The sequence below is a fragment of the Pseudoflavonifractor sp. An85 genome, from assembly GCF_002161235.1.
Taxonomy (GTDB): domain Bacteria; phylum Bacillota; class Clostridia; order Oscillospirales; family Oscillospiraceae; genus Enterenecus.
The window spans coordinates 104916-129371 of record NZ_NFHE01000003.1; the positions used below are offsets into that span (position 1 = coordinate 104916).

Here is a 24456-nt window from a genome sequence, read left to right on the forward strand (position 1 = left end):
TGTGTTGAATCAAAAACAGAAGATGGTCTGAGTGCCTGACGCACTGGGTGCGGCGATATTGGCGGCCAGAACGTCGACCACATCCGGGCTCGTTTTTAGTAGATCCCAAGATCTCGGCGATCCGCTTGTTTAACTCTTGCTCTGTCATAAGTCTTCCTGCTCTGTACGGTCCGGGTGATAGGGTTGACCCCGTGCCAGGAGCCACGCTGTTTTGCGTGGTATTCCCGCCGGGCATTCTTACTGCGTTTGTCCAATGGAATCAACTGCGTCACAGCTGATCATCTCCTTCTTTTTGTCTTGGTGTGATCACCCCAGAGGGCATAGCGCAGCAATAGCTGGCTGATATACTGATGGCACCGTGAATGTTCCCATAGCAGACTCCTCTATAACGATTTCATTACAAATGGCAAAGATCACTTGCTATTTCAGAGCACATCAGGTATGCTAAGATACTCCGCTGAGGCGGAGACATCCTAATGAATGGAGGCGATCCATATGTCCATGATTCAGTTTCCTGTCATCGATCCTGTGGCTACCGGGGCGAATATCTGCCGACTCCGGAAGGATCGCGGCCTGACAGTCCGAGATCTCCAGCACTATTTCGGATTTGAGGAGCCGCAAGCCATCTACAAATGGCAACGGGGCCAGAGCCTTCCCAGTGTAGATAACCTCTATGCACTGAGCGCTTTGCTCCAGGTGCCGATGAACGAGATCATCATCTCCACTTCTCATATCGTTTCTTTGGAGCAGCAGGCAGCCGCCTGCTGCTCAGGTCTTTTTATGTGGAAATTTCTTCAGGTACAGTGGGCATGGCAGAATTTCAAAACCGCTTAGATCCTTATCCGCCTGTGTCCATAGGCCTGCCGCGATCCTGCCGGACGGCCGCAGCCCTTGGGTGAACAAGCGACTTCATAAAGAGAATATCACGCCATTATGGCAAATATCAGAGAAGCGTAAGGTCGAATCCTGCTTTTGACAATGGATGTGTGTTAGAAATGACAGTATTTCGGTGGACGAGGATGGAGTCGACTGACGAGCCTTTCACAATGAGTTATGAGCTCATGTTGCATTCATCAGATGCAGTCCATTCTTTGCCGGGGGATGCGCAGCATCATAATTCATCTGCGCCTGAACCGATCATCACTGCCTATCCATTCTGCCACGCCCACCACACCTGAAGGTGTGGTGACGGCATTTATGCAGCCGTGCTCTTTTCGATGAAGTCGCTGAGGATGTCCTCAAAGCTGTCATTCATGTCAAAGGGCGGCTCATAGGATACCTCGGTGTTGACCAGACACTTGTCCAGGGACATGGAGATCTCGTCGGCCCTCTTGCTGAGCGCCGTGGCCATGCCTCGGATCTTGTTCCGGTCAAAGTCGATGGTGGTGACCTGCGTGGCATCACAGCGGTAGGAGACCTGGTTTCCCTCGCCGTTGAATCGGAAGCCGGAGCCTCCGCCGGCAATGGTCTTTTCACTGTTGCGAAGCATGGTCATGTGGCGGAATACCTCAGCCAACTCCTGACGCTGCCGGTTCAGGCCCACCTCGCTGTCCATATCCAAATCCAATGCGTTCTTGGCGGCATGGATAGCCCGGCACAATTTCTCCCGCTCCTCCAGCAAGGACATGAGGAAGGCGGCTACCTGGTTGGCATGGCCGGCATACTCACTGGGCGCAGTTTCCTCCACTACAGCATCCTGGGCATCGGACATGACCTTGCTCCGAAGATGAGTGGTCTTGACCTTGACGATATTGCGTCGGTCCTGAAGGATGGCAGTGGCCTCACACATCAGGCCTTTCAGTTTATTCTGGAATCGAAACGCATCTTTCATATTCATGGATCATACCTCCCTATGTCACTCCCCGGCGGAACGATTTGATGGGTCAAGCATACTCCAAACTTGATCAATTGTCATTGAACTGCTGGTTGAATATGGCGAGGTTTGCTTTTTCGTGCGTTATAGGCGGTTCCGGCTTGGCCGTGGCCGTTTCCATGAAGCCGCTGGCATTCTCTGCCGTTCCTGGCTGTATGTCTACGCTGCGTAGGTTGTGGAGCCGCACCTCTCCTGTTATAATCTCGATAAAATCTTTGTACAGGAGACCAAACTCATGAACTTATATGTCACCGGCAACACCATCAAGCAGCTGCGGGAGCAGAAAAAGATGACGCAGGCAGAACTTGCAGATAAGATCGATGTCAGCAGCAAGACCATTTCCAAGTGGGAAACTGCCAAAGGACTGCCGGACATCTCACTCATCGAGCCTCTCTCCTCCGCCCTGGGTGTCTCCGTCATGGAGCTGATGAAAGGTGATGCCGTCATCAACCAAAATAAGTCCGCCAATCTGCTCCGCTCCAAACTGTATGTCTGCCCCATCTGCGGCAACGTCATTCACTCCATGGGCGATACCGTGATCAGCTGCTGCGGTGTTTCCCTTCCGGCTTTTGAGGCTGAACCGTTGGATGAACACCATGAAATCCAGATAGAACAGGTGGAAGATGAGCAGTTCATCACCGTCCATCACCCCATGCACAAATCCCACTACATATCTTTTTTGGCCTACGTGACATCCAACAAGTTTCAGATGATGAAACTTTACCCGGAGGGAAATGCTGAATGCAGATTCCGCTTCCAAGGCAGAGGATACCTCTACTGCTACTGCAATCGCCACGGACTAATGATGAAGCAAGTACGATAATTCGGCGTGACGACATTCGAAGTTTGAAACCCCATATTTTAATTAAAAAGCCGCCTATTCAGGCGATTTTTTGCGTTTTATCAAACTTGTATTTGGGATTATTCATTTTACATCATACGGCTTGCTGTTGTTGGTTCGCCCGAGGATATAATCCGTGGACACCTTATAGTAGTCCGCCAATTTCAGAAGATGAATCACCGGAATGGTCTGAAAGCCACGCTCGTAGCGGGAATACACCGTCTGGGTGATCCCTAAAATTTCCGCCACATCCTCCTGCCGCAGATCCCTGTCCTCCCGCAAATCTCTCAGTCGTTGAAATAACATACCGCCCACCGCCTTTAGTACTGATTGATACTATTGACGATACCGCAAATTTTCATTACAATGTCGATTGTAGAACTTATAAGTACTAAGGCGGTGGTTGCATGGAGCTGTATCAGGAAATCCTTTGTCATGTGTTGGCAAACGAAAAAATCCAGGTCTCCTTTCCGGAACTCATCCATACAGACGTAACAAAGATTGTGGAGTTGGAATGCTACAAGGCCCTGGGCAAAATTAAAGCCATCCTGGAGGATGACACATTGGCGGACAGCGAATGCTTTCAACAAATCGAGGAAATTGTCTGTGCCTTTGAGGCACTGGGTTCCAACGGCGGCAGCCGGCATGATTTTGGATGACGACGAGTAACCGCCCGCTGAATATCAACAGATGATCCAGCGGCACAATGCTTGTATAAACGCTTGCAACGGTGGAGATCCTTTGTTATACTGATACTAATTGATACTATGTCATATCAGAGGTGAACACCATGGATGCCGGATTGTTTGCCAAGATGCTCTCCGACAAAAGCATCATCGACCTGAAAAAACTTGGCTACAAATACCCTCAGGCGGATCTGAAGGAATTTGTGGCGCTGCTTGACAGCGGTTTTTATAAGCCTCTGCCGCTAAAGGATTTCAATGGCAAGAATCTGGTCTATCTGGATTCTGTTGCCCAGGTTCAGCTGTCGGCGGCCAAGGTGCTGCTGACACCCCAGAGCAGCAGCCAGGTCTATGGCAGAAAGGCTATGGAGGACGAAATCCTCTCCACCTTCTCCATCGAGCAGATCGACACCTCACGGGACAGCGTCCGCAGGATTTTGTCCGGCTACGCCCCCATAAGCGAGAGTGAAAACCGTATCTACGGCATGAAGAAGGGTCTGGAGTTTATCAGTAATCCTCAGCATACGATCAGCGAGGAGAGCATCCACCAGCTCTATGAGCTTACCATTGGGGCGCTTTTACCGGAGGAGGATCAGCTCCTGCCCGGCCATAAATACCGCCATGACAGCGTGTATATTGTGGGTGACAAAGTGGAGCACACCGGCCTTCCCTGGCAGATGCTTCCGGAGTATATGGGGAATCTGGTGGAGTTTATCCATCAGGAATCCGCCATGAACGACCTGCTGAAAGCGGCGCTCATCCACTTCTACATTGCTTATCTGCATCCCTGGTTTGACGGCAACGGCAGAATGGCCCGACTGATACACCTGTGGTATCTGGTGCAGCAGCGGTATTCCTCCGCTCTGTTTGTTCCGCTGTCTGAGTATGTGGAGAAGAGCCGCCGGGGTTACTACAACGCCTACACATTGGCAGAGCAGAATGCGAAGATCAGCGGAGTCATGGATGTGACGCCTTGTCTGACCTATTTCATTGAAAATGTGTACCACAAGCTGGTCTCGGCTTTGCCCGATCCCAACACCACAGAAACCTTCCAGAACGCTTTGTCCCGGGGCGATGTCACAGAAAAAGAACAGGCCCTGTGGCAGTTTGTCCTCACCGCTTATGGGGAAGGCCAGTTCTCCACCAAGCAGCTGGAAAAGGACTTTGGCAATGCGGCCTACGCAACCATCCGTGGATTTGTACTCAAGTTTGAAAAACTTGGGTTGCTGCGCTCTGCAAAATACGGCAATCGCATCAAGTATCAAATTGCAAAATAAGCCTAAGAAGCGCCTTCCGAAACCCGCAGATTCCGGAAGGCGCTATTCTTTGTTTATAGCTTGTTAAAAACTGATACGCCTACGGGCTCAGCTCCCTTTGCAGGTACACCATGTCTACCAGCTGCACCCCACACTCATAGATGGGGTGGTCGTAGTGGTCAGTAAAAAAGTTCTTGACCAGATGGTGCCTACGAAATCCGCAGGATTCATAAAACGGAATCGTGGACGGGCTGTCTCCGGTGCCCACCTGCAGCACCGTATACTGCTCCTTGTAAGTACGGACAAGGAAGTCCACCATGTTCTTTCCGTAGCCCCTGCCCTGAAAGGCAGGCTCCACGGCGAGGTTTTTCAGTTCCAGAATGCCGTCTCCCTCATCTGTCACCACACATTCGGCCTTGACGCCGTCGTCCTCCAACACATACATGGTTCCCCGCTCCAGATAGCGGTCGATCATGTTCTCCTGCTCGTCGGCCAGCAGCAGCAAATCCAGGTATCTCTTTTTGTCGGTTTCCACTTTTCTGATTTTCATGGCATGATCCATCCTCTTCCCGACGGTCTTAGTGGGACTATGATACCATACGATATGAGCCGCTGCAATTCTTTGAGAAACATGACACACAGTTGTCGTGTTCTTGTGCTATAATGCAGTCAGAACCAGGAAAGGCGGTGGTTCCCATGAAAATGGAGCGGCTTATCGGTATCCTGTCCATCCTACTCCAGCGGGAGAAGGTCACCGCCCCGGAGCTGGCGGAGCAGTTCGAGGTGTCCCGCCGGACCATCCAGCGTGACATTGAGTCCCTGTGCCGGGCAGGCATTCCCATCGCCACCACACAGGGTTCTGGGGGCGGCATCTCCATCATGGAGGGCTACCGGGTGGACCGCACGGTACTCACTGACCCGGAGATGCAGGCTATTCTGGCGGGGCTGCGAAGCCTGGACAGCGTCTGTGGCACCCAGCGTTACGCCCAGCTGATGGAAAAGCTGTCTGCTGGGACAGGCGGACTGGTAGCCGACGGCGCACATATACTCATTGACCTGGCTTCCTGGTACAAGACCAGTCTGCCACCAAAAATCGAGCGAATCCAATGGGCCATGGAGCAGCACCGCACCATCCGTTTCACCTACTTCTCTCCCAAGGAGGAATCGGTGCGCACCATAGAACCCTACTATCTGGTATTTCATTGGTCCACCTGGTATGTGTGGGGCTGGTGCCAAATGCGGGAGGATTTCCGCCTGTTTAAGCTCAACCGTATGACGGAGCTTACCAGCGGTGAAGCCTTTGCTCCTCGCTGCGCCCCCCTGCCCAACCTGGAACCGGAACAGGTCTTTCCGGTAAAATACCAGGTCACCGTTCTCTTTGATCCATCCTGCCGCTGGCGGCTGGTGGAGGAATACGGGGCGGACTGTTTCACCGTAGAGCCAGACGGACGGCTGCGCTTCACCGGCGGGTTTCCCGATGGGGACAGCGTGCTCAGCTGGGTTTTGACCTTTGGAGATAAGGCGGAGCTGCTGGAGCCGGCAGAATTACGTGAGCAGCTACGGGAACTGACCGAAACACTGGCCCATCGTTACCGAAAGGGGGATCATCATGGCCTCTCATAAGAATTTTGTGGACTATGTGGCCGAGCAGCTACGGGAAGCCGGAGCCATCCGCAGCCGGAAGATGTTCGGGGAATACGGTCTCTACTGCGACGAGGTGTTCTTAGCCGTCATCTGTGACGACCAGCTTTTTGTCAAGGTCACCCCGGCGGGGGAGGCGGCATTTCCCCATCTGCCCAAGGCTCCACCCTATGAGGGGGCTAATGACTACATCTGGGTGGAGGATGTGGACGACCGGGACACCATAACCGCTCTTACCCGCCTCACCTGTCTGGCCCTTCAGGCCCAGCCAAAGAAGAGTAGGAAATAGCCGTGGCCTTTGACTATAAGAAAGAGTACAAGGAATTTTATCTGCCCCCCAGGACACCGAGCATCGTCACGGTACCGGCCATGAACTTCCTGGCCGTGCGTGGCCAGGGCGATCCAAATGAGGAGGACGGTGCCTACAAACAGGCCCTGGAATTACTCTATACCTTGGCCTATACCATCAAAATGAGCAAGATGGGCAAGCACCAGCTAGAGGGTTACTTCGACTATGTGGTGCCGCCCCTGGAGGGTCTTTGGTGGCAGGAGGGCATTCACGGCGTGGACTACGCCCGCAAGAAGGACTTCCAATGGATCTCTCTCATCCGCCTGCCGGAGTTTGTGACGGAAGAGGCCTTCCGCTGGGCCGTCCGGGAGGCCTCAGAGAAAAAGCAGCGGGACTTCTCCGCAGCGGAGTTCTTCTCCTGGGAGGAAGGGCTGTGCGTCCAGTGTATGCACATCGGCCCCTATGACAACGAGCCCGCCACTGTGGCGGCCATGGAGGAGTATGCCACGGAACAGGGCTATGCGTTGGATTTCAGTCAGGGCCGGTTCCACCACGAGATCTACCTGAGCGATGTACGGCGGTGCCAGCCGGAAAAGATGAAAACCGTCATCCGACAGCCGGTGAAATGCGTGTCATGGAGTTGGAGGCAGCTATGGATATGCAGGAACAGAGGGAAGCACAGGTCCGCCGCTGGTTTTCCATGTGGCTGGACAAGCAGGACACAGGGATTGAGGAACTCTTTGCCCCCGATGCCGTCTACATCGAAAGCTGGGGGCCGGAGTACCACGGCAGCAGAAAAATTAAACTATGGTTTGACGAGTGGAACACCCGGGGCACCGTGGAACACTGGGATATCCGAGAGTATTTCCACAAGGGAGACCAGACCGTGGTGGAGTGGGCTTTCCGTTGCGCCATGACGGACGGCACCATCCAGAGCTTTGACGGCCTTTCCCTCATCCGCTGGAACGAGGCGGGACAGATCTGCTTTTTGCAGGAATTCGGCTGCAACGAGAACCGCTACGACCCCTACGCCCAAGGGGACACCCCGGTGTTCCGGAGAGAGCAGGCATTGTGGTTTTGAAAGGAGCATTGGTATGGCAACTTCCAGGGTGACAGAGTATTTTCCCTGCCCGGTGGAACAGGTGTGGCAGACGATAACTGATCTCACAAATACCGCCTGGCGCAGCGATTTGGCCCAGGTGGAAATCTTGGACGAAATCCATTTCGTGGAGCACGCCAAGAGCGGCTACGCCACAGACTTTACCGTCACGGCCTGGGAGCTACTTCGCCGCTGGGCCTTCACCATGGAAAACGGCAATATGTCCGGCTCCTGGGAGGGGATCTTCGAAGCGGCAGAGGGCGGTACCCGGCTCCATTGCACCGAGACGGTCAACGCCAAGCACTGGTGGATGCGCCCCTTTGTCCCCAGCTATCTAAAGCGTCAGCAGAAGCTGTATCTGGACGATTTGCGGCGAGAACTGCAAAAATAAGCCGTGTTACTCTGCGTTGCTTGCGGCAACGGGCCGTTTTCCCTACAATGGGGCCGAAAGGAGTGAGCCCACATGCTCAATGAAAACATCAAAGCCATCCGGAAATCTAAGGGGCTTTCCCAGCAGGAGCTGGCGGTCAAGGTGAATGTAGTGCGGCAGACCATCTCAAAATGGGAGCAGGGATTGTCCGTCCCGGACTCCGATCTGCTCATTGCCCTGTCGGAGGCCCTGGAGACACCCGTGAGCACGCTGCTTGGAGAGAATGTGGTGGAGTCGGATGCAGATACCGTCAAAGCCCTCTCGGAAAAGCTGGAGATCATCAATTTGCAGTTTGCCCGGAGAAAGACACTCAGAAGATCTGCGCTGCACTGGTCGCTGATTGCAGTATGCGGAATCATTGTGGTATTGTTTGCGGCTATGCTGGCGGTCAGCAGTCCTTACCTGGGCTGGGATTTTCATGACCCGGAGCTCGCCGTGGCAGGCACAGTCTATCACGCCTTTGAATGGCTTTTTGTCCGGCTGGCTCCCTTTGTCCTGATTGCGGCTGCGGTCGGCGTTTTCCTGACGCGGAAAAAGGTATAAGAGAGTCAGAGGCCCCCGGCGAATAGCCGGAGGCCTCTGACCGTGTTTTACTTTACCCAATGGGCCACGGCGTTCCGCAGGAAGCGGGCGCAGCCGGGTACCTGTTTGTCATAGTAGGCGGTAAATCGCTCATCCATCACATACAGCTCCGCAATCCCCCGGTGTCTGACCGGGTCGTACCGGTTTCCGGTGGTGGTGAGCCACCGGCGGTGGAGAGTACAGATTTCCTTGCCCTCCTGGCTCTCCGGAGACACCCCGGCCTGAACAGCGGCCTCCAGCCGCTCCTGAATCTCCCGGCCCAGGTCCGTCCACTCCTGGTACTGTTCCCGGGTCAGGTTCATCACTGTGGCGTTGGCCTCATCCACCTCTTGGTCGCCATACTTGGCGCGGATCTCCGCCCCGTAAGTTTCCTCGTTATGGGCTACCGTGCGCTGCTTGAGCGCCTCAAATTTCTGCTCGTCGCTCATGATCTCGTTCCTTTCTTCTGCTCCGATGGTGTCTTTCACCGACCGGATGAGCTGTTCCAGCCGCTCCCGCTCCGCCTCCAAAGCGGCCAGGTGGTTTCGCAGGACAGCCAGACGGTCAAAGGAGGGATCGTCCAGACATTCCTTGATCCGGGCCAGCTCCACCCCGAGGGCCCGGTAATAGAGAATGTCCTGCAACCGGTCCACCTCCGCCCCGCCGTAATAGCGGTAGCCACTCTCCGCTACCCGGCTGGGCTTCAGCAGCCCGATCTGGTCGTACCAGCGCAAGGTGCGGGTGGTCACCCCGGACAGGCGCGACAGTTCCTGAATGGAATACTCCATAGATATCCCTCCTTGGAAATATAGTACCAGTTGACGGAGCGTCAGAGTCAAGAGGAAATTCTAAAGTTTTTTAATTTCTGGTTGCAACCGCTCCCCATATTCCAAGCATCGATGAGGGACGGATGCGTAGCCTCCGTCCCTCATCCGTTTTGACGGCAAATTACCGCCGTCCCTTCTTCTGCCGCTTTTGAAAGTCCTCCTCAATGGCGTCTTTCCAGTGTTTATCCAAAGGTGCGCTACACCGGACGGCTGCCACGGCCTGGCCCACCACCTCGTAGTTGAGGCGGGTACCCTCACTGTCGCAGTGGTAGTTCACCGCCCGGTCGGGGGCAATGCCCAGATGGCTCGCCGTCTCTACTGCGTCGATGTTGGCCCCCAGGAAGAGAAACTCCCAGCCGTATTTTTCTTTCTGCCGCTGGATCATCTCCTTCACCTTTTGCGCCGAATAGCGGCGGCTGGCATTCTCCATGCCGTCGGTGGTGATGACGAACAGGGTATGCTCCGGCACATCCTCGCTCCGGGCGTACTTATGGATGTTCCCAATATGATGGATGGCTCCGCCGATGGCGTCCAGCAGGGCGGTACAGCCCCGGACATAGTACTCTTTTTCGGTGATGGGGCGAATCTCGCCCAACTTCATCCGGTCATGGAGTACCTCGGTCTCATCGTCAAAGAGGACGGTGGAGACGAAGGCCTCGCCCGGCTCCTTCTTCTGTTTTTCAATCATGGCGTTGAAGCCGCCGATGGTGTCCCCTTCCAGCCCCTGCATGGAGCCGCTGCAATCCAGGATAAAAACGAGCTCTGTCAAATTGTTCTTCATAAAAATTCCCCCTATGCTGTGTTGTTTTGTTTACAAGCACAGTATAGGGGGATCTGAGCATTTCATGGTCGCCTGGTGGGCGACAAATCCATTCAGCCGCCCAGCAGGCTCTGATCGAATGCGAACAGAGCCTCGTTGATTTCGAAGATGTTGTAGTTCCGGTGGGCAATGAAATACTCCACGATAATATCGAACTTGCTGGCATGAGAGAAAGCAAAGCCCGCCTTTCCCAGCATCTCCTGGGCCTCCTCCAGCGGCAGTTCCAGGGCAATGGCGAAGGCCATGGCGGTGGGCTTGGAGGGCTTATAGTGGACATCCGAGCGGATCTTGGAGAACAGTTTGCGGTCGATGTTGGCCTTTTTATAGCACTGGGCGTCGGTCATACCCCGCTCGTCGATTTTCCGCAGCAGCATTTGAGAGAAGCTCTCGTCCAGTTTGCTGAGGGCTTCATCTAGACCAGAGGGCGCCGTGGCACAGGGGGCAGGCATACACTCCGATTCCTCCATGGGCATGGAGGCCATAGCCATCCGGCGACGCTGGATCTCCCGGCTGTCGGTGTGGGCATCCACATAGAAGTCATCAATATAGGCGGCAATATCGGCAAATAGTTTTCCGCCGATGGTGTAGGCGGCCCGGTCGAAGATCACCAGGTACACCGTCATGTCGTGGGAGAGCAGGAAATCCCCGATGGTATCCACAGCCACCTTCAGGGCCTGATCCTTGGGGTAGCCGTACACTCCGGAAGAGATGAGCGGAAACGCCACGGTTTCACACCCATGGGCCAGGGCCACTTCCAGAGAGGAGCGATAGGCCGAGACCAGCAGTTCCCGCTCCCCGTGGCTGCCACCCCGCCATACGGGGCCAACGGTGTGGATGACAAACTTTGCCGGCAGCCGGTAGCCCTTTGTGATCTTGGCCTGTCCCGTTTTGCAGCCGCCCAGGGTGCGGCACTCGGCCAGCAGCTCCGGCCCGGCAGCACGGTGGATAGCGCCGTCCACACCTCCCCCGCCCAACAAGCTCTCTTTGGCAGCGTTGACGATGGCATCCACCTTCATGGTGGTAATATCATTTCGTACGATATGCAGGGGCATGACCGCACCTCCTCGCTTGATAGGGCCATCATACCATAAGCGGGGCTGTCTGGCAATCCAGCAAAGGATGGGGCGCGGTTTCCTGGATGCCCAGCATCTTTTGGATCATCTCAAAGTGCTTGGCTACCGTATGCCGGGTCACCTTGGCCCCTTTGGCGATGACGCTGTAATTGGTTTCGTCCGGATGGAGCCGCATATACTCCCAGATCTGCCGCTGCTTCTTTGTGAGTTTGTCCGGCGGGATGATTCCACGCATCCGGTCCTGGATGGCTTTCCGCTCCGCATTCATCTGCTGGATGAGCACCTTCAGCTTCTCCTCGCACTCCTCCCGGGTGTGGGCGTAGACACATTTGGAGTGCTTGGTGCCGTCCGGCCAGGTGGGCGAGTAGCGCCCCTCAAAGAGATGGTCGTTGAGCTCAGAGATGCAACCGGTTCCGGGTTTTCGGGTGCGCCGGATCACCGGCTGGAAGTCGGTGAGGGGATTCTGCGCTGCCTCCGGAGATTCCTCCGCCACCTCGTTGCCCAGGCCACGGTCAATCTTGGCGGCGGCTTCACTGAGCATATCGCCGGTGATGTGGGTATAAATGTCCAGCGTGGTCGCCGCCGATACATGGCCCAGCATGGCGGAGAGGGTCTTGATGTCCATGCCGTTTTCCAGGGCCATGGTGGCGAAGGTGTGGCGCAGGTCGTGGAAGCGAATCTTCTTGCACCCGGCCCGCTCCAAAATGATCCGGAGCCGCCGGAGCACCGAGCCCGGCGCCAGCGGCAGATCTGGGTTCTTCGGTGATGGAAACAGCCAGCGGGAGCTTGCCGTCTTTTGATACGCCCGGAACACCTCTACCACAGCAGGCGGCAGCACCAGCTTGCGGATGGACGCTTTGGTCTTGGGGACGCTCAGCTGCAGCTTTCCGTTCACCTCATAGACCTGCTTGGTCACGGACAGCATTCCGGTATCCAGATCCAGGTCGGACCATTGCAGGGCCAGCAGTTCTCCCCGCCGCAGGCCGGTGGACAGATCCAGCAGGAACAGCTCGAAGTAGCCCTCCGCCTGGGCCTGCATAAGGAATCGCTGAAGCTCCCGGGGCGACAGCACCTGCATCTCCCGGCCCCGCTTGGGTGGCAGCTTGCAGCCCACCGCCGGGTTGGTGCGGATCAGATTTTCCCGCACTGCCTGCTCCAGCGCCGCCCGGCATTTGGCGTGACACATCCGCACCATGCGGTCGGAGAGACCCTTTCCATATTGTTCTGTCCGAACCAGCCGCCCCTCCTTTTTGAGATGAGCGTAGAACTGCTGAAGATCCTTTTGGGTCAGCTGGCACAGCGGGATCTTGCCCAGCTGCGGGATGATATGCTGGTAGATGTTGCTCTCATAATTTGATTGGGTGGTGGGGCGAAGGCCGGGCTTGGTGTAGTTCTGATACCAAAAGTCCATCCACTCCCCGAAGGGCATATCAGGGCGAATCTTCTCGGACTTGGAACCGCCCACTTCTTCCATCAGCTTGGCCAGCTTTTCCTGGCACTCCCGCTTAGTCTTGGCCAGTACATTCTTCGTTTTGGGCAGGCCCTTGTCATCGTAGCCCACCACGGCCCGGCCCTCCCAGCGGCCATCCTTTCTTTGTCTTATGGTGCCGGTTCCGCTTTTTCGTTTCCTTGCCACGGTTTCAACTCCTCTCCCAACAGATTTTTCAGGAAGCCGCCCACCACATCGCTGGCGGCTCTCTGCATGTCCGGCGTCACATGGGTATAGGTATCGAGGGTAAAGCTGGCGTTGGTGTGTCCCAGAATGCCGGAGAGGGTCTTGGCATCCACACCGCTGGCCAGAGCATGAGTGGCGAAAGTGTGGCGCAGATCGTGGAAGCGAATGTCGGGCAGTCCCGCTTCCTTCAGCATCACCTTCATCCAGTAGTAAGCGGCGCTGGGACGCACCGGCTTCTCCGGGGCCAGAGGTTCCGGGAAGATCCACTGGCTGATGGCGTGTTTCTTCCGCTCTTTCAGACGCTGGACGGTGCTGGGCGGCAGTCGGATGGTGCGCCTGCCCTGACTGGTTTTGGTCTCCCCAATCTCCAGCTCGCCCCGCTTTGTCACATGCACTGAGCGGAGAATTTTCAGCGTCCCGGCGGTTTCATCGAAGTCCCGCCACATGAGGCCGCAGATCTCACCCCGGCGCAGGCCGGTGGTCAGCTCCGTGTAGAAGAAGTCCCGCCAGACTTCGTTTTTGTCCACCGCTGCCAGGAAAGCATCGATCTGTTCCCGGTCGAGCACCTGCTTGGGCTTGTAGTTGTTCTTGGGCAGCTTGGCCCCGTCTGTGGGGTTGTAGGGAATGATATGGTCGTGTTCCGCATCCTTGAGACAGCGGTGGAGCATGGCGTGGATACGGAGCACCATGGTATCTGATAACTCGTGTCCGTACTCCGGGTGGTCGTGGACCCGTCCTTCTTTTTTCAGCTTCCGGTACAGCTTTTGAATGTCCATTCGGGTGATGCGGGAGATGATCTTGCCGCCCAGATAGGGATCGATGTAGCACCGGATGTACTGCTCGTAGCTGCGCAGGGTGTTGGGCCGCAGAGTGACAGCGCCGTACTCCTCCATCCAGCGGTCCAGCCACTGGCGCAGGGTCATGCGGCTGTCCTCGGTGAGCTGTGCATCTTGGTAGAGTTCCATGTCCCGGTGGAGCTTGGCCAGCAATTCCTTCTGCGTCTTTCCCAGCACATACCGGAAGATGGGCTCTCCGTTTTGCTTGTGGCCCACCACGATGCGGCCTTCCCATCGGCCATCGTCCCGCTTGCGCACCATGCCGTCCCCGGATGGTCGTCTCTTTGCCATGTTGTTTCACCTCCAGTAGTTCAGTTTCATTTGTTGTGTAGCCTATCTCACAGGAGGAAACCTGTACGGCTCTGCCACGCACTGATAGAGCACAGCACCGCACCGACGACAGATCAAGTACTGCAGTCGGTTGCCCATCATACCGTGTTTCTTGAATGTGACCAGTGCCTCGCCGTGCTGCCAGCCAAGGCCAATATCCCAGCACCCACAGTACTGGCACCGTTGAATGGGGATCCGATTTGTCATCTTGATTACTCCTCCTTTCCTGTGCTGGGGCGAATACAGTCTGCCTCTCCCTCATCCAGAAGGTGCAGACCATCCGCCTCCATTTCTTTTGCAATTCCCCAGGCCAGTTTGAACCCTGCGGTGAAGCTGGCCTGGGAGATGGCTTCTCGCATCAGGGCTTGTCCATCCACCAAGTCCATGAGCCTGCGCCGCTGTGTCTTGTCCAAGCAGTCCCGCACGTCCTGGCGGGCAGTTTCGATTTCCTTCTCCAGCTCTGTAAGATTGGGCTTTCGGAAGAACCGCCGGTGCAATGCTCTCATGTAGTCGTTCATGTGTGCCGCCTCCTTATCAGCAACACACAATACCCCAACCGTTTTGCAATATCCAGCCCTTATTTGAAATTTCTCAGAAAAATTCTGCGGCTGGCAAGGGCTTTTATCTTTGTATTGCACATCAGATTTTAATACACTCACATGAATCACACCGACTTCTGGAAGTCCAGCACTTCCTTGAAGCTGATGCGTCCGTTGGTGCTGTTCACCTCCCGCACACTCCGGCCACGCATGAGCTGGTAGGTACGCTGGTCCATGTCGGTGTCGGCAGTGAGAATGTGGTTGCACAGATTTTGTTCCACCGCCACCTTGTAGAGATACCTGCCCATGCGCTGTGCGAAGTCATCCGTGATGCCAATGAGTATGGTGGAGAGAACCTCGGGCAGGAATGCACCGGCATTCTTGGTGTTCAGATAGCCCAGATAGAACTCCACGGCTTTTTCGATGAACTCGCTCTGGCTCTTGCAGTTATCGCTCCGGTAGGTGTCCTCAATTTTCCCTCTCACAGAAGGGGTGAAAAAGACGGTTGTTTTCTGTTTTCCTTTGACCATAATATTCTCCTTTCCCTTTACAACTGCCTCAAAGTCCTTGGGACTGTAAGGCTCGTCCCCAACAGAGCGTTCCTCCCTGAATTTTTCGCCAAAAGGAACGCCCTTTGAAAAGCCTGAAACTGCCTGCACTGCGGGCAGTTGTGGACGGCACGGCGCACAAGGAGCGTCGTGCTTTTCTCCTGCTTCTCGTCGTCGCAAGCTCCATATCTCTCATTTCCGCCCGGAAGGGCGAAAACTCGCTCATTCCACTGCTCCTCCTCTCCCCACCGAACCCGCTTGCGCTGGGCTTCGGCGGGGGCCCATTTTGTCCTCCCCCCTGAAATCGGGTCCAATTCGCTTCAATCCTATCTAGTTTGGCAGGGGTCTCCCCTGCCCCTTCTCGTGCCACACAGCGGCTCACAGGCGGCCACACGGGGCATCTGTCTCCTTCCAGCTTGCGTCCCGTTCCTTGGCAGCACGGGCAGCCTTCTTCTTGTCCAACTCCCACTGCTTCTTCTGCTGTTCAGCCACCTGCAGCTGATGGTTGTTGAATTCATCTATGACCAACTGAATGGGAAGGATGGTGTAACGCAGACGACCGTTAAGGTTGCGGCCATCTTTGGCAACTACCGATGTGTGCTCCGTGCGGATGAGTTGCCGCTCCTCCAGCTCCATCACATACTTGCGCACCGTAGTTACGCATTTCCCAATGGCCTCTGAGATCATTCGGTAGCTCACCAGACACTGATAGGTTTTTCTGTCCTCCCGGCTGAGGAGATACCCGTAGATGGAGATGGCATCCGAGGACAGGCCCAGAGAGTAAATTTCATTGGGCACCGGGAAGTAGTTTTTGATAGGATCACGCTTGGTCCAGCTCTTCTTCATTTCACACCTCCAGACTGTGCTTCCACCCACTGCATGAACTTTTCTTTCGGAACCACCATGCGGCTGCCCACACGCAGAGTGGGAAAACCAGGTTCGTGCATCAGCTCATAAGCACTGGATGACGAGACGCCCAATACAGCTGCCACTATTTCCGCATTGAGAAACAGCGGCAGGTCATCGTAGCTTTTACAGCTTGAGAGTTTCATTGCAATACCTCCAATCTTTTTAAGTGCAGAGAAAAATTTTATTGCGTTCCGGAGGTCCCTCTGATAGACTGAACACAGATTGGGCTGTGTTCCGAAACGCAGCGGGCCGTTGAACTGTTGCAGCAGTTCAGCGGTCTTTTTTGTTTCTGGTTGGCCACCACCATACCCGCTCCTGCCCTGCTTAACCTACACGGCGTTTGTTTCCCCTTGGTACGCTCCCCTGTTTTCCCTAACAATGTCATGGCGATACTTCCCCGGCGAGTATCATCTCTGGTGATGGGTATTTCATTTTCAAGGTACGGTTGCCCTTTGGTCTGAGTTCAGTGTAAAATAAAAAAAGAGCAGTTTACATCAGGAAGTGATCTTGAGAGGAGGCGGACCGATGGCAGATGCAATTCCCCGATTGCTGCTGAAGGCAGAAGATAAAAATTTTTGGTCTGTGATCCTGCACCATGCCGACGGCAAGACAACCACACTTCCCTGCGCAACTCCCGCTGAGCATCTCATTGCCGCTTCCGAGATTGATTACCGCCCATACCGCCGGGAGATCCAAACGCTGCGGGAGCAGCATTCCTTCTTTGAATCATGTTTCGAGGTATCCCTGGACGACTTTGAAGACTTTGTTGCCGAGGCGCTTCTGCTGCCCAGTATGCTCCAAGAGATTGATCCGGTGGGGTACTTTGTTCTGGCGCAACTCCTGGACCAATCCCTGCGGCAAGAGGATGACGGCAGTGCATCCTTCCTTCTCCGTGCTGCAAACCAGCTGCTTCAGATTTTGGAGGAGCCTGTTCGGGCCCAGGTGTACTTACGCAATGTATTGGAGATTGCCTGTGACGGCATGGAGCGAGCCACGCAGCAGGAACGATTCCAGAGGCTGATTGGAACCTATCCGGAACTGCAGTCCCTATGTGATCCTGCCCTGCTTCCGGATGGGCCAAGCAAAGGGCAGGTCTATTCCGCCAATTCCCTCATTTCTCTGCTGGGGCTGGAGCTTGCCCTGTACTTTCAGCAGGACAAGCAGCGCATTGCCCGCTGTGATTACTGCTGGCTCTACTTCATTCCCAAGACCAGAAAGGAAACCCACTACTGTGACCGGAAGACAGATGGCTTCCCCTGCAAGCAAAGAGGTTCCCGCTTCAAGCGCAACCTAGATGCAGAGCAGGACGAGGCTTTGCTGGCCTGCAAACGGCTGCGGGATCGGATGTACGCCCGTATGCTACGCTACACCATAGCCCTTCCCGAAAACCGGCAGGACCTGATTTGCGTGGACTACATGGAATATGATGCCTGGAGCGAGAATGCCCGTCTGGCTCGAATGGAATATCTGGACGGAAAGTTGACTGGGGAGGAATTTCTCCGGAAGATCGACACCATGCATGATCTGGAAGACTACACTGTGGATGAAGTGCAGGCTCCACCGGCGAATACCCCCTGGCAGCGGATGGTGGCCGGGGACATGGGCTTTGACCCGGAGACGCACTATCCGGAAGCAGTCATGCAGTTGGATTTGGGGACGGACGATCCCCAATGGCAGACCTGTTCGGCAGATGATCTACGGCGGCGGGACCAGGAGGGACACCAGAGTCTCCGGGAGAAATACGCAACGAAATAACATGAGCCGAGGGGCGCTTCTGGATGAAGCACCCCTCGGCTGTATTCTTTGTATATAGCGATGTATCCTTTGCATGACAGCTTGGAATTGGTGTGTTACAATATCATCAAATCAAGGGCACAAGAAACGGCTATGACCGCTTTCGCTCATGCTCTCCATGACTGCAAGCGCATCCCAGGCGAAGATACCGCAGCTGGTGAAGCGAATGCCTTGATGAAAGATGCAACGGTGAAAAGCTGAACTTGACGGAGGACATTATGAAGATAAATGACATTGAAACTTCAAGGCTTGTATTAAGAGGATTTACAAAGGACGATGCCTTGTGGGCATATGGTATCTGGAATAATCCAGAGATGGGACAGTATTTGCCAGATGAGGCAAAAGAAGAAATAGATGATGAATATTTGAAGATGTTAGAAGGCTTAGGTGAGGATGAGGAATGCTGTTACTTGATTCCTGTTTTTAAGGATTCCTTAGAGCGGGTAGGGACGTGCAGTTTCATAATAAGTGATGACAAGAAAGTATACGACATTGCCTATTGCGTACATAAGAATTTTTGGTGTCAAGGCTACGCAACTGAAATCGCCCAGGGAATGATAGATTATGCTCGTCGTCAAGGGGCCAAGAAAGTAACCATTTATGTGGCTCAGGAAAATGCCGCTTCCAATCGTGTTGCCCAGAAATGTGGCGGAAAAATTATCAGTGAGAGAACATATAAGAAAAAGGGAACAGATAAAATCATGAAAGATTATAAATACGAAATTGTATTGTAAAGTATTTCATAAGCAGAAGGTCTTCGGCACCAAGATCACGCAGGCCACCAGAGTCTGCGGAAAAAATACAGGAAGAAATAAAATGAGCCGGAGGGCACTTCACATAGAAGCGCCCTCCGGCTGTATTCTTTGTTTAGGCGATATAAATTTTGTACTGCTTGTCTACTGTGCTTTCCACTCATGCAAATATTTGAAAGGAAAAGGAATGACAGGCCATCCGCTCGCACGCACGAAATCAACCTCAAGCAGAGGAAGATAATGTTGGAATTGCAATGTTGGGCCAGTGGAGCAGACCCTTCGGATTCTGCATGCATGAGGTAGCGTTCGGTTCAAGGAACTTCCAAGATATCCAGAATAGTAGTATTGGGCACCATCTTTACAAAAATGGCGAATTCCTAACACCCCGCCGAAAAGGGCTTCTTTATTTCGAGCGCTTTTGAGGGTATTTCCAATTAAAACTCCGGTTTCCTCAAAAATAAATCGGTTGATCTGCTTGCCCAGATTACTCCTCAAATTGAGAATATGCCGCAATTCTTTTCTGCTAACTTGCATACCATGCTGGTTGATTTCATCCAGAATCATTTGGCACCGCACGCTCTCATTGCCAGACAAGCTATCAGCGTATTTCTGTACTGTTTCTACAAGCGGCTTGGCCGGAACTTGTTCATCATCTCGCGTCGCGCTAAGAACCTGTTCGAGGTCTTGCATATTGGGAAGAGTATAACGGTCAGTGTCGTAAATGATATGAATGTTATTTTCCTCTTCATAGACAAGACCTTTGATCGTAGGATTGAACTTTCCATGGGGTGTTTCAAACGCCGCGGAAATTTTCTCTCGTTCTGAATTATCTTCCCAGAAAGATTGCTGCCACGATTCAAAATATAGTTCTCCGCCCGGCTGTATGCGGAGCATATCATAACAGATCGGTTCGCTTTTGTCCTTATAATCCGAAGATGCCATAACAAATGTAACCGGTCTATTGACTCCAAGCTTGGCCCAATCATAGCAGCTCATCTGCCGTCGGCTTATATCGATCTTAATAGCAAGTTCCTGGATGACTTTTAGCAATTTGTGGTCTTCTTTTTCTTTCGTTCTACGCGCATTCATGCCTGTTAGCTGAAAATCTTCGACCGTAATATGCTGTACAACGCAATGCTTTGGCGCTTTTAAATATTCATCATCTTCGGGATGATCTTCATAAAACAAAGGATGGTGTATGATCCGAAGCAGTGCATCGCCCTTTTCTGGAGTTCCCTCCATAAATGTAACCTCACTATATTGCGCCAGCTCATAACGCAGCATGGAGATTAACGTGCGAGATTGCTCGTTTCGTACAGTATCCTCCAAATATAGGGGTGTCTCTCTCAAGCGATTTCTGATTCCTGTCATACTATCGACCGAGCCACATACTCCCAGATGGGTACTTTCATCGAGCGAAACCATTGTCAACGATAGATATGGAGATAGCGATTTTCGCACATCTCGCAAAAACTGATGTAAAATTCCAACTTTACAATTTTGATAATCAGTCAACGAACCAAATTCCAAAAAAGGTATGGTATTTTTCCGCCTTTGGTTAAGCGCTCCAATTACAAAGCGGTCTGTACTGTTACCAGGATCATCTCGCAATGCCCGCCGCAGTATGTAGCATTCAGGATCAAATAGATACTGAGGTTTATTTTTACTGCCTTGTTTGAGTCGGGCATTGCTAAAGGTTTTAACATCCAGCTTAACACAACAGTCTTTTGTAAATGAAATTTGGAGTGTCCAAAAACTGGCCAATACTTCTTTGCGGTAATTGACCCAGCTGGGTTGCATGTAATACAGATTTCCAGTCACATTATGATATAGTTCACCGTTTGCCTGGATACTAGGAAGCGCATTACACAGTAATTGAGCCAAAAGGTGTTTTTTCGTTTCGGCCATCTCCTGCGCTGAGATTTCCTGTACTCGTACATTATCTTCACAGCATTCCAGCACCTGCTTGAGCGAGTGTTGCTCAACAGAAGCGCGATGATATAAGATATAGCAACTTGGCCCCCTTTCATACACGACGGCCAATGCCTTGCACTCCTGTAGGGCAACATCTGGAACCCTACTTTTCCAGTAATTGCCCTGATCTCGCCTTGCTTCAAAAATTGAAAAATCCTTTGCAATTGCTTCAAAATCAAAATCAATCTCCATTTGGTTGGTGTGGATCACAAGAGAAACCTCCTTATATAATTCAGCGCGGATTGGTCAACTTGGCCGGTAGGAAGAAGTATTCCTGGCACTTCAATAAGACGCCCGTCATTGCTACATGAGGGCCTCGACACGCCATTCGAGAATAGGTTTACAACGAATGCTCTTTTTCCGCCTACTGCATCCATTTTTTTTAGGACTTTTTCCCGCATTGGTCTTTCCTCTACCTGCATATTCCATTTCCAATGCTTAAAATCAAAGAAAAGATCTCCGTCAGCGCCAAAATCAAATGATTCAAATTTTTTCGGATCTCCGATTTCCTGTAGTGTAAGTCCAAGTTCCTTCTCTAAAATAAACTTGCCTGCCACTTCTCCCAAAGCGCCTTTATAAATATTCTGGAACAGAACCGGGCTCATAATATATGGATCAGTTCCAAACTCTGTAGCCCATCCATGATGGATAAAATGCTCCTTTAACCCTGGATACAACAGGATTTGCGCGAGGCGTGCGTCTTCCTCGCTTACGGTTGAAGGAGACAATCCCTCTGGGAGACTTGCCGTAAACTGCATTTTATCTTGGTCGAAAGAGAGAATAACTTCAGAAAAATCACCTTTTTGCGCGTAGAAATAGCAATGTCTATCCTGCGCCAACGGGATGTAGTAAGTTCGTATAATAGGATTTTCATTCAAGACATCAAGTCCAGCTCTGGGATATTGGAGGACTGTTTGACGTAGGCCTTTCCAAAGAGCCATGGTTTCTTCGGTCCAATCGACATTTAACATCCGCAAAATGTATGCATTGCCTCTGGTGGCTTTGCGTTCCGCTTCATTATGGGTGTAATCGATGCAGGTTTCTCTATTGCCCAAATCAGTTCTCGCCTTCAGTAATGCCTCCATTTCAGGGCTTAAAATACGTCCATTTAGGCAGGCAAGATCCAAGTCATACAAAGTTTTCTCTGTGGTAAATAGATACACAGACGGATTTTTCAAGAAAGTCCGCCCCATACGCCCCACCGCTTGGATTACATCTCGCGTAATCTGTCCGTGAACACTATTACTTTGTCGTAAGATACTTTGAGCAAACGCATTTAACGGACGTCTTCCCGAAAAACGGCCGATACCATCTTTGAGTAGACGATTCAATGTGCGGTAGGAGATTTCATCATTTTCGTAGAGGCACTCTACCTGAAAGCAAAATTTCATCAATCCCTGCGCACTTAGGGGACCATCCTCATTTAGATTCACAACGGAATGCGTGACATCTCCCAAATATAGAGCATCAAAATCCTTTTTCTGGAATCTTGGATCTATTTCGTCATATTCAGCATTCAATGTGACAAGATTGCTTAAATCTTGGATCGGATACTGTAAATTCTGTCCTGCTCCAAGTGTCTGGTAGCTGGATAACACAAAGCGTTTGGCACCACCCTGTAGCTCTTGAAGTAAGTGGTCTTTGCTCTCCTCAAACTGATCACCACTGCGCAAGATGACCATTTCTCCAACAGTCTGTGGCGCATACACGCACTGCAAGTCTTTCAATGCGTCTCGTAGTAAATTTTCATCCATCGCTCGTTTCTCTGGCACGGGCAATACTTGATTCAGGCAGAGAAACGCACGAATATCTGAGTGTGTCCAAAAAGCTTTCATCGCTTCCAATATATTGCAATACCGCTTCTGGACGTATTCTTCGGCACCCAAAGCTGTAAAACGATGTATATATTTTTGCGCCAGCGTTTCTCGAGAGAAAATATCTCCTAGTCGTTCCGAAAGCACTAAGTGATCCTTGCCACGGTCTATCACCTGTAATTTGACTTGAATTTGGCCCTCTTTGTATGGCCTCCATAGTGTTTCCAGCCCTCTCTGAATGGAGGCCTTTGTTTCATCAGAAAGTTCATGGTAATGCTCTTTTAGTTGTTCCTTTATGTATTTCAAATCATAATTTCCAAGGACAGTGGACACTGCTGCAGTTGCGGAAAGGCCAACAACTTTCGCCTGGCAACACAAGTATAACAGAACATTTTCCGGCGTATTCCTCATTTGCAGATACTGAAAATAGGTTTGTGCTCGATGATGGTCATCGTCAATAAATTCAAAAAGACGAAATCCAGTTTCATAGAAGGACAAATCGGGAGCCATCACATCCTGTAGGGATCGCCCGCCTTTGCTGTCTGTGAGTTCTTCTGACATTAGGCGTGTTTGCTCTGACGTCAAATCAAACTGCCGGAAAATGCTTTCCGTTGCAGCGGCTATGGTATAGAGATCTTCCGCTTGTTGTCTGCCTGCGTTGACCAGCTTGGCATAAGACTCGGCCCACCCATATACATACCTTTGAAAACGCTGTAAAAACACATGGATTCTTCGTAAAAGATTTTGAAGTATAATACGCGGCTCATCTTGGTGCGCATAGTACTCGTCTTTTTCTTCGAAGTGAATCTGAACTTGAGCTTCTGTTTGATTACACACCGCACGTATGTGGGTGCGATTCCCGTCCAAAACAGTATGGTAAGACGTGTCATGAAAGAGAAAGTTTCGTCCTTTGTCAATGGCCGTATCTACAGTTTTCATGCTGTAGTAGAGGGCACCTTCCTGATAGATATCCTGCGCTTCTTTTAAGAGTCTTTCCCACGTCAGAGTACGGTCAGCCTCATAAGATTTTCTGACCGTCTCGAGTTCACGGGATATTTGATGCGTAATAGCTCCCCGATAAACCTGCAAAAATAATTGTAGGTAATCCGCTCGCAGATCAAGTGCCCGATCAATCAGGCTATCTAAGATAACCGACCGAGAAGCATCGAACTCATCGATACATACAATCTTGTTTTTCAGCATCCTCTCAGATAGACACTCAAAACTGGGCTCTACTACGGAAATATTGCGTGCCATGAGCTTTTTCACAGATAACAGAAGCACCTTATATTCTGTCCAGAAAATAGATGGATAGAATTTTGCCATCCATTTGTATTTTTCTTTATTTCGAATTGCATCCCGACGGGGTCCTGCCCCCCCTGGAAACGTCTTTTGGAGGTGCACTTCCAGTTCATGCCGAAAACGAGGTTCCAGCTTCTCACGAATCTGATTCCCAAGGTCCTTCGTTATCTCTTTTCCTGCTTCACCAAATTGTTCCTGATATCGTTTTTTCTTCTGGCAAGCAGATAAAAGTTCTAGGTACGCATCCGTCTGGAACTCAGATGGAATTTTTTCTGTTAAAATAGCCTTCTCCACACTCGATGCAGCAGAGGATAGAACTAACACTTCTTTTTCAAATAGAGGAGCCCTGCCGTTCTTTTCGTAGAGATTCCGTAATTCATCTGCGGGCAGATTTTTAAGAAGATTTGTAACAAATAGAATCTGAGCGGATCCGCCTTTTGCGATATACTGATAAATCGCCTGGATTGTTTCGTATGTCTTTCCGTATCCGGTAGGCGCTTCTGCTATTAACAGCCCACTGGATTCACAGGGATCTGAGAAGTATTTTTCAAGTTCATATCTCATGGGTGACCTCCGAATTTATAATGACT

Annotated in this window: 25 protein-coding genes and 1 pseudogene; 12 read left to right on the plus strand and 14 right to left on the minus strand. The window is 52.1% G+C overall.

Features of this window, described 5'->3' with window-relative positions; genetic code table 11:
* The first annotated feature begins 495 nt into the window (after nt 1–495).
* A complete protein-coding gene (locus B5G37_RS15905) occupies nt 496–834 on the plus strand; it encodes a helix-turn-helix transcriptional regulator (protein ID WP_334260211.1) in 339 nt (112 codons plus the stop codon).
* 361 nt (nt 835–1195) lie between these two features.
* Here the strand turns inward: B5G37_RS15905 and B5G37_RS02830 are convergent, their stop codons facing one another.
* On the minus strand, nt 1196–1837 hold the full coding sequence (locus B5G37_RS02830) for a hypothetical protein (protein ID WP_087242577.1): 642 nt from the start codon (nt 1835–1837) through the stop codon (nt 1196–1198).
* Nucleotides 1838–2108: 271 nt separating this feature from the next.
* Between B5G37_RS02830 and B5G37_RS02835 the strand changes: the two genes are divergently transcribed.
* Nucleotides 2109–2696 (plus strand): helix-turn-helix domain-containing protein, encoded by a 588-nt coding sequence (locus B5G37_RS02835; RefSeq protein ID WP_087253588.1) that lies wholly within the window; start codon nt 2109–2111, stop codon nt 2694–2696.
* 102 nt (nt 2697–2798) lie between these two features.
* Here B5G37_RS02835 and B5G37_RS02840 read toward each other — a convergent pair whose 3' ends face one another.
* Nucleotides 2799–3020, minus strand: coding sequence for a helix-turn-helix transcriptional regulator (locus B5G37_RS02840; protein ID WP_087253591.1), 222 nt, complete (start codon nt 3018–3020; stop codon nt 2799–2801).
* A 101-nt stretch (nt 3021–3121) separates the two neighbouring features.
* Here B5G37_RS02840 and B5G37_RS02845 point away from each other — a divergent pair, with 101 nt between their 5' ends.
* Together B5G37_RS02845 and B5G37_RS02850 are read left to right on the plus strand one after the other, a co-directional pair.
* Nucleotides 3122–3373, plus strand: a complete 252-nt coding sequence (locus B5G37_RS02845) for a hypothetical protein (protein WP_087253594.1) — start codon at nt 3122–3124, stop codon at nt 3371–3373.
* Between the two features lie 131 nt (nt 3374–3504).
* A complete protein-coding gene (locus B5G37_RS02850) occupies nt 3505–4674 on the plus strand; it encodes a Fic family protein (RefSeq protein WP_087253596.1) in 1170 nt (389 codons plus the stop codon).
* A gap of 79 nt (nt 4675–4753) precedes the next feature.
* Here the strand turns inward: B5G37_RS02850 and B5G37_RS02855 are convergent, their stop codons facing one another.
* Nucleotides 4754–5203, minus strand: coding sequence for a GNAT family N-acetyltransferase (locus tag B5G37_RS02855; protein ID WP_087253600.1), 450 nt, complete (start codon nt 5201–5203; stop codon nt 4754–4756).
* A 146-nt stretch (nt 5204–5349) separates the two neighbouring features.
* Here B5G37_RS02855 and B5G37_RS02860 point away from each other — a divergent pair, with 146 nt between their 5' ends.
* From B5G37_RS02860 to B5G37_RS02885, 6 genes and pseudogenes are all read left to right on the plus strand, one after another.
* The gene (locus B5G37_RS02860) at nt 5350–6276 is read left to right on the plus strand and encodes a YafY family protein (protein ID WP_087253604.1); all 927 of its coding nucleotides are present in this window, start codon (nt 5350–5352) and stop codon (nt 6274–6276) included.
* Nucleotides 6263–6583, plus strand: coding sequence for a TfoX/Sxy family protein (locus tag B5G37_RS02865; RefSeq protein WP_087253607.1), 321 nt, complete (start codon nt 6263–6265; stop codon nt 6581–6583). Before B5G37_RS02860 ends, B5G37_RS02865 begins: the two co-directional genes overlap by 14 nt.
* 2 nt (nt 6584–6585) lie before the next feature.
* Nucleotides 6586–7209, plus strand: a pseudogene (locus tag B5G37_RS02870) (GyrI-like domain-containing protein); the annotation flags it as partial.
* A 32-nt stretch (nt 7210–7241) separates the two neighbouring features.
* A complete protein-coding gene (locus B5G37_RS02875; RefSeq protein WP_087253609.1) occupies nt 7242–7664 on the plus strand; it encodes a nuclear transport factor 2 family protein in 423 nt (140 codons plus the stop codon).
* 13 nt (nt 7665–7677) lie between these two features.
* The gene (locus B5G37_RS02880) at nt 7678–8073 is read left to right on the plus strand and encodes an SRPBCC family protein (protein ID WP_087253612.1); all 396 of its coding nucleotides are present in this window, start codon (nt 7678–7680) and stop codon (nt 8071–8073) included.
* Nucleotides 8074–8145: 72 nt separating this feature from the next.
* A complete protein-coding gene (locus B5G37_RS02885; protein ID WP_087253614.1) occupies nt 8146–8655 on the plus strand; it encodes a helix-turn-helix transcriptional regulator in 510 nt (169 codons plus the stop codon).
* 47 nt (nt 8656–8702) lie between these two features.
* On the opposite strand, the gene B5G37_RS02890 is transcribed toward B5G37_RS02885, so the two are convergent.
* From B5G37_RS02890 to B5G37_RS02940, 9 genes are all read right to left on the minus strand, one after another.
* Nucleotides 8703–9461 carry a MerR family transcriptional regulator gene (locus B5G37_RS02890; RefSeq protein WP_087253615.1) on the minus strand — a complete coding sequence of 253 codons (759 nt, stop codon included), beginning with the start codon at nt 9459–9461 and terminating at the stop codon, nt 8703–8705.
* Between the two features lie 160 nt (nt 9462–9621).
* On the minus strand, nt 9622–10281 hold the full coding sequence (locus B5G37_RS02895; RefSeq protein WP_087253616.1) for a vWA domain-containing protein: 660 nt from the start codon (nt 10279–10281) through the stop codon (nt 9622–9624).
* A 92-nt stretch (nt 10282–10373) separates the two neighbouring features.
* Nucleotides 10374–11372, minus strand: coding sequence for an O-acetyl-ADP-ribose deacetylase (locus B5G37_RS02900; protein ID WP_087253619.1), 999 nt, complete (start codon nt 11370–11372; stop codon nt 10374–10376).
* A 28-nt stretch (nt 11373–11400) separates the two neighbouring features.
* The gene (locus tag B5G37_RS02905) at nt 11401–13029 is read right to left on the minus strand and encodes a site-specific integrase (protein ID WP_087253622.1); all 1629 of its coding nucleotides are present in this window, start codon (nt 13027–13029) and stop codon (nt 11401–11403) included.
* Complete coding sequence (locus B5G37_RS02910; protein WP_087253625.1) at nt 12993–14195, minus strand: site-specific integrase; 1203 nt, start codon at nt 14193–14195, stop codon at nt 12993–12995. Before B5G37_RS02910 ends, B5G37_RS02905 begins: the two co-directional genes overlap by 37 nt.
* Before the next feature lie 251 nt (nt 14196–14446).
* Complete coding sequence (locus tag B5G37_RS02920; protein WP_087253631.1) at nt 14447–14752, minus strand: hypothetical protein; 306 nt, start codon at nt 14750–14752, stop codon at nt 14447–14449.
* 146 nt (nt 14753–14898) lie between these two features.
* Complete coding sequence (locus B5G37_RS02925) at nt 14899–15303, minus strand: hypothetical protein (protein ID WP_087253634.1); 405 nt, start codon at nt 15301–15303, stop codon at nt 14899–14901.
* Nucleotides 15304–15699: 396 nt separating this feature from the next.
* Nucleotides 15700–16167 (minus strand): helix-turn-helix domain-containing protein, encoded by a 468-nt coding sequence (locus B5G37_RS02935; RefSeq protein WP_087253643.1) that lies wholly within the window; start codon nt 16165–16167, stop codon nt 15700–15702.
* On the minus strand, nt 16164–16373 hold the full coding sequence (locus B5G37_RS02940) for a helix-turn-helix domain-containing protein (RefSeq protein ID WP_087253646.1): 210 nt from the start codon (nt 16371–16373) through the stop codon (nt 16164–16166). Before B5G37_RS02940 ends, B5G37_RS02935 begins: the two co-directional genes overlap by 4 nt.
* Before the next feature lie 382 nt (nt 16374–16755).
* Here B5G37_RS02940 and B5G37_RS02945 point away from each other — a divergent pair, with 382 nt between their 5' ends.
* Both B5G37_RS02945 and B5G37_RS02950 read left to right on the plus strand, forming a co-directional pair.
* Nucleotides 16756–17985, plus strand: coding sequence for a DUF6076 domain-containing protein (locus tag B5G37_RS02945; protein WP_087253647.1), 1230 nt, complete (start codon nt 16756–16758; stop codon nt 17983–17985).
* A gap of 257 nt (nt 17986–18242) precedes the next feature.
* Complete coding sequence (locus B5G37_RS02950) at nt 18243–18758, plus strand: GNAT family N-acetyltransferase (RefSeq protein WP_087253651.1); 516 nt, start codon at nt 18243–18245, stop codon at nt 18756–18758.
* A 162-nt stretch (nt 18759–18920) separates the two neighbouring features.
* On the opposite strand, the gene B5G37_RS02955 is transcribed toward B5G37_RS02950, so the two are convergent.
* Together B5G37_RS02955 and B5G37_RS02960 are read right to left on the minus strand one after the other, a co-directional pair.
* Nucleotides 18921–20960, minus strand: a complete 2040-nt coding sequence (locus B5G37_RS02955; protein ID WP_087253655.1) for a hypothetical protein — start codon at nt 20958–20960, stop codon at nt 18921–18923.
* Nucleotides 20957–24430, minus strand: coding sequence for a hypothetical protein (locus B5G37_RS02960; protein WP_087253658.1), 3474 nt, complete (start codon nt 24428–24430; stop codon nt 20957–20959). Before B5G37_RS02960 ends, B5G37_RS02955 begins: the two co-directional genes overlap by 4 nt.
* Between the last annotated feature and the right edge of the window lie 26 nt (nt 24431–24456).

What these genes read in the sequence shown, in the direction of transcription:
- B5G37_RS02850 (WP_087253596.1), top strand. Translation starts at nt 3,505, where the DNA reads ATGGATGCCGGATTGTTTGCCAAGATGCTCTCCGACAAAAGCATCATC.
- B5G37_RS02890 (WP_087253615.1), bottom strand. Translation starts at nt 9,461, where the DNA reads ATGGAGTATTCCATTCAGGAACTGTCGCGCCTGTCCGGGGTGACCACC.
- B5G37_RS02860 (WP_087253604.1), top strand. Translation starts at nt 5,350, where the DNA reads ATGAAAATGGAGCGGCTTATCGGTATCCTGTCCATCCTACTCCAGCGG.
- B5G37_RS02960 (WP_087253658.1), bottom strand. Translation starts at nt 24,430, where the DNA reads ATGAGATATGAACTTGAAAAATACTTCTCAGATCCCTGTGAATCCAGT.
- B5G37_RS02865 (WP_087253607.1), top strand. Translation starts at nt 6,263, where the DNA reads ATGGCCTCTCATAAGAATTTTGTGGACTATGTGGCCGAGCAGCTACGG.
- B5G37_RS02875 (WP_087253609.1), top strand. Translation starts at nt 7,242, where the DNA reads ATGCAGGAACAGAGGGAAGCACAGGTCCGCCGCTGGTTTTCCATGTGG.
- B5G37_RS02935 (WP_087253643.1), bottom strand. Translation starts at nt 16,167, where the DNA reads ATGAAGAAGAGCTGGACCAAGCGTGATCCTATCAAAAACTACTTCCCG.
- B5G37_RS02895 (WP_087253616.1), bottom strand. Translation starts at nt 10,281, where the DNA reads ATGAAGAACAATTTGACAGAGCTCGTTTTTATCCTGGATTGCAGCGGC.
- B5G37_RS02900 (WP_087253619.1), bottom strand. Translation starts at nt 11,372, where the DNA reads ATGCCCCTGCATATCGTACGAAATGATATTACCACCATGAAGGTGGAT.
- B5G37_RS02845 (WP_087253594.1), top strand. Translation starts at nt 3,122, where the DNA reads ATGGAGCTGTATCAGGAAATCCTTTGTCATGTGTTGGCAAACGAAAAA.
- B5G37_RS02885 (WP_087253614.1), top strand. Translation starts at nt 8,146, where the DNA reads ATGCTCAATGAAAACATCAAAGCCATCCGGAAATCTAAGGGGCTTTCC.
- B5G37_RS02940 (WP_087253646.1), bottom strand. Translation starts at nt 16,373, where the DNA reads ATGAAACTCTCAAGCTGTAAAAGCTACGATGACCTGCCGCTGTTTCTC.
- B5G37_RS02910 (WP_087253625.1), bottom strand. Translation starts at nt 14,195, where the DNA reads ATGGCAAAGAGACGACCATCCGGGGACGGCATGGTGCGCAAGCGGGAC.
- B5G37_RS02830 (WP_087242577.1), bottom strand. Translation starts at nt 1,837, where the DNA reads ATGAATATGAAAGATGCGTTTCGATTCCAGAATAAACTGAAAGGCCTG.
- B5G37_RS02840 (WP_087253591.1), bottom strand. Translation starts at nt 3,020, where the DNA reads ATGTTATTTCAACGACTGAGAGATTTGCGGGAGGACAGGGATCTGCGG.
- B5G37_RS02925 (WP_087253634.1), bottom strand. Translation starts at nt 15,303, where the DNA reads ATGGTCAAAGGAAAACAGAAAACAACCGTCTTTTTCACCCCTTCTGTG.
- B5G37_RS02835 (WP_087253588.1), top strand. Translation starts at nt 2,109, where the DNA reads ATGAACTTATATGTCACCGGCAACACCATCAAGCAGCTGCGGGAGCAG.
- B5G37_RS15905 (WP_334260211.1), top strand. Translation starts at nt 496, where the DNA reads ATGTCCATGATTCAGTTTCCTGTCATCGATCCTGTGGCTACCGGGGCG.
- B5G37_RS02920 (WP_087253631.1), bottom strand. Translation starts at nt 14,752, where the DNA reads ATGAACGACTACATGAGAGCATTGCACCGGCGGTTCTTCCGAAAGCCC.
- B5G37_RS02880 (WP_087253612.1), top strand. Translation starts at nt 7,678, where the DNA reads ATGGCAACTTCCAGGGTGACAGAGTATTTTCCCTGCCCGGTGGAACAG.
- B5G37_RS02855 (WP_087253600.1), bottom strand. Translation starts at nt 5,203, where the DNA reads ATGAAAATCAGAAAAGTGGAAACCGACAAAAAGAGATACCTGGATTTG.
- B5G37_RS02950 (WP_087253651.1), top strand. Translation starts at nt 18,243, where the DNA reads ATGAAGATAAATGACATTGAAACTTCAAGGCTTGTATTAAGAGGATTT.
- B5G37_RS02945 (WP_087253647.1), top strand. Translation starts at nt 16,756, where the DNA reads ATGGCAGATGCAATTCCCCGATTGCTGCTGAAGGCAGAAGATAAAAAT.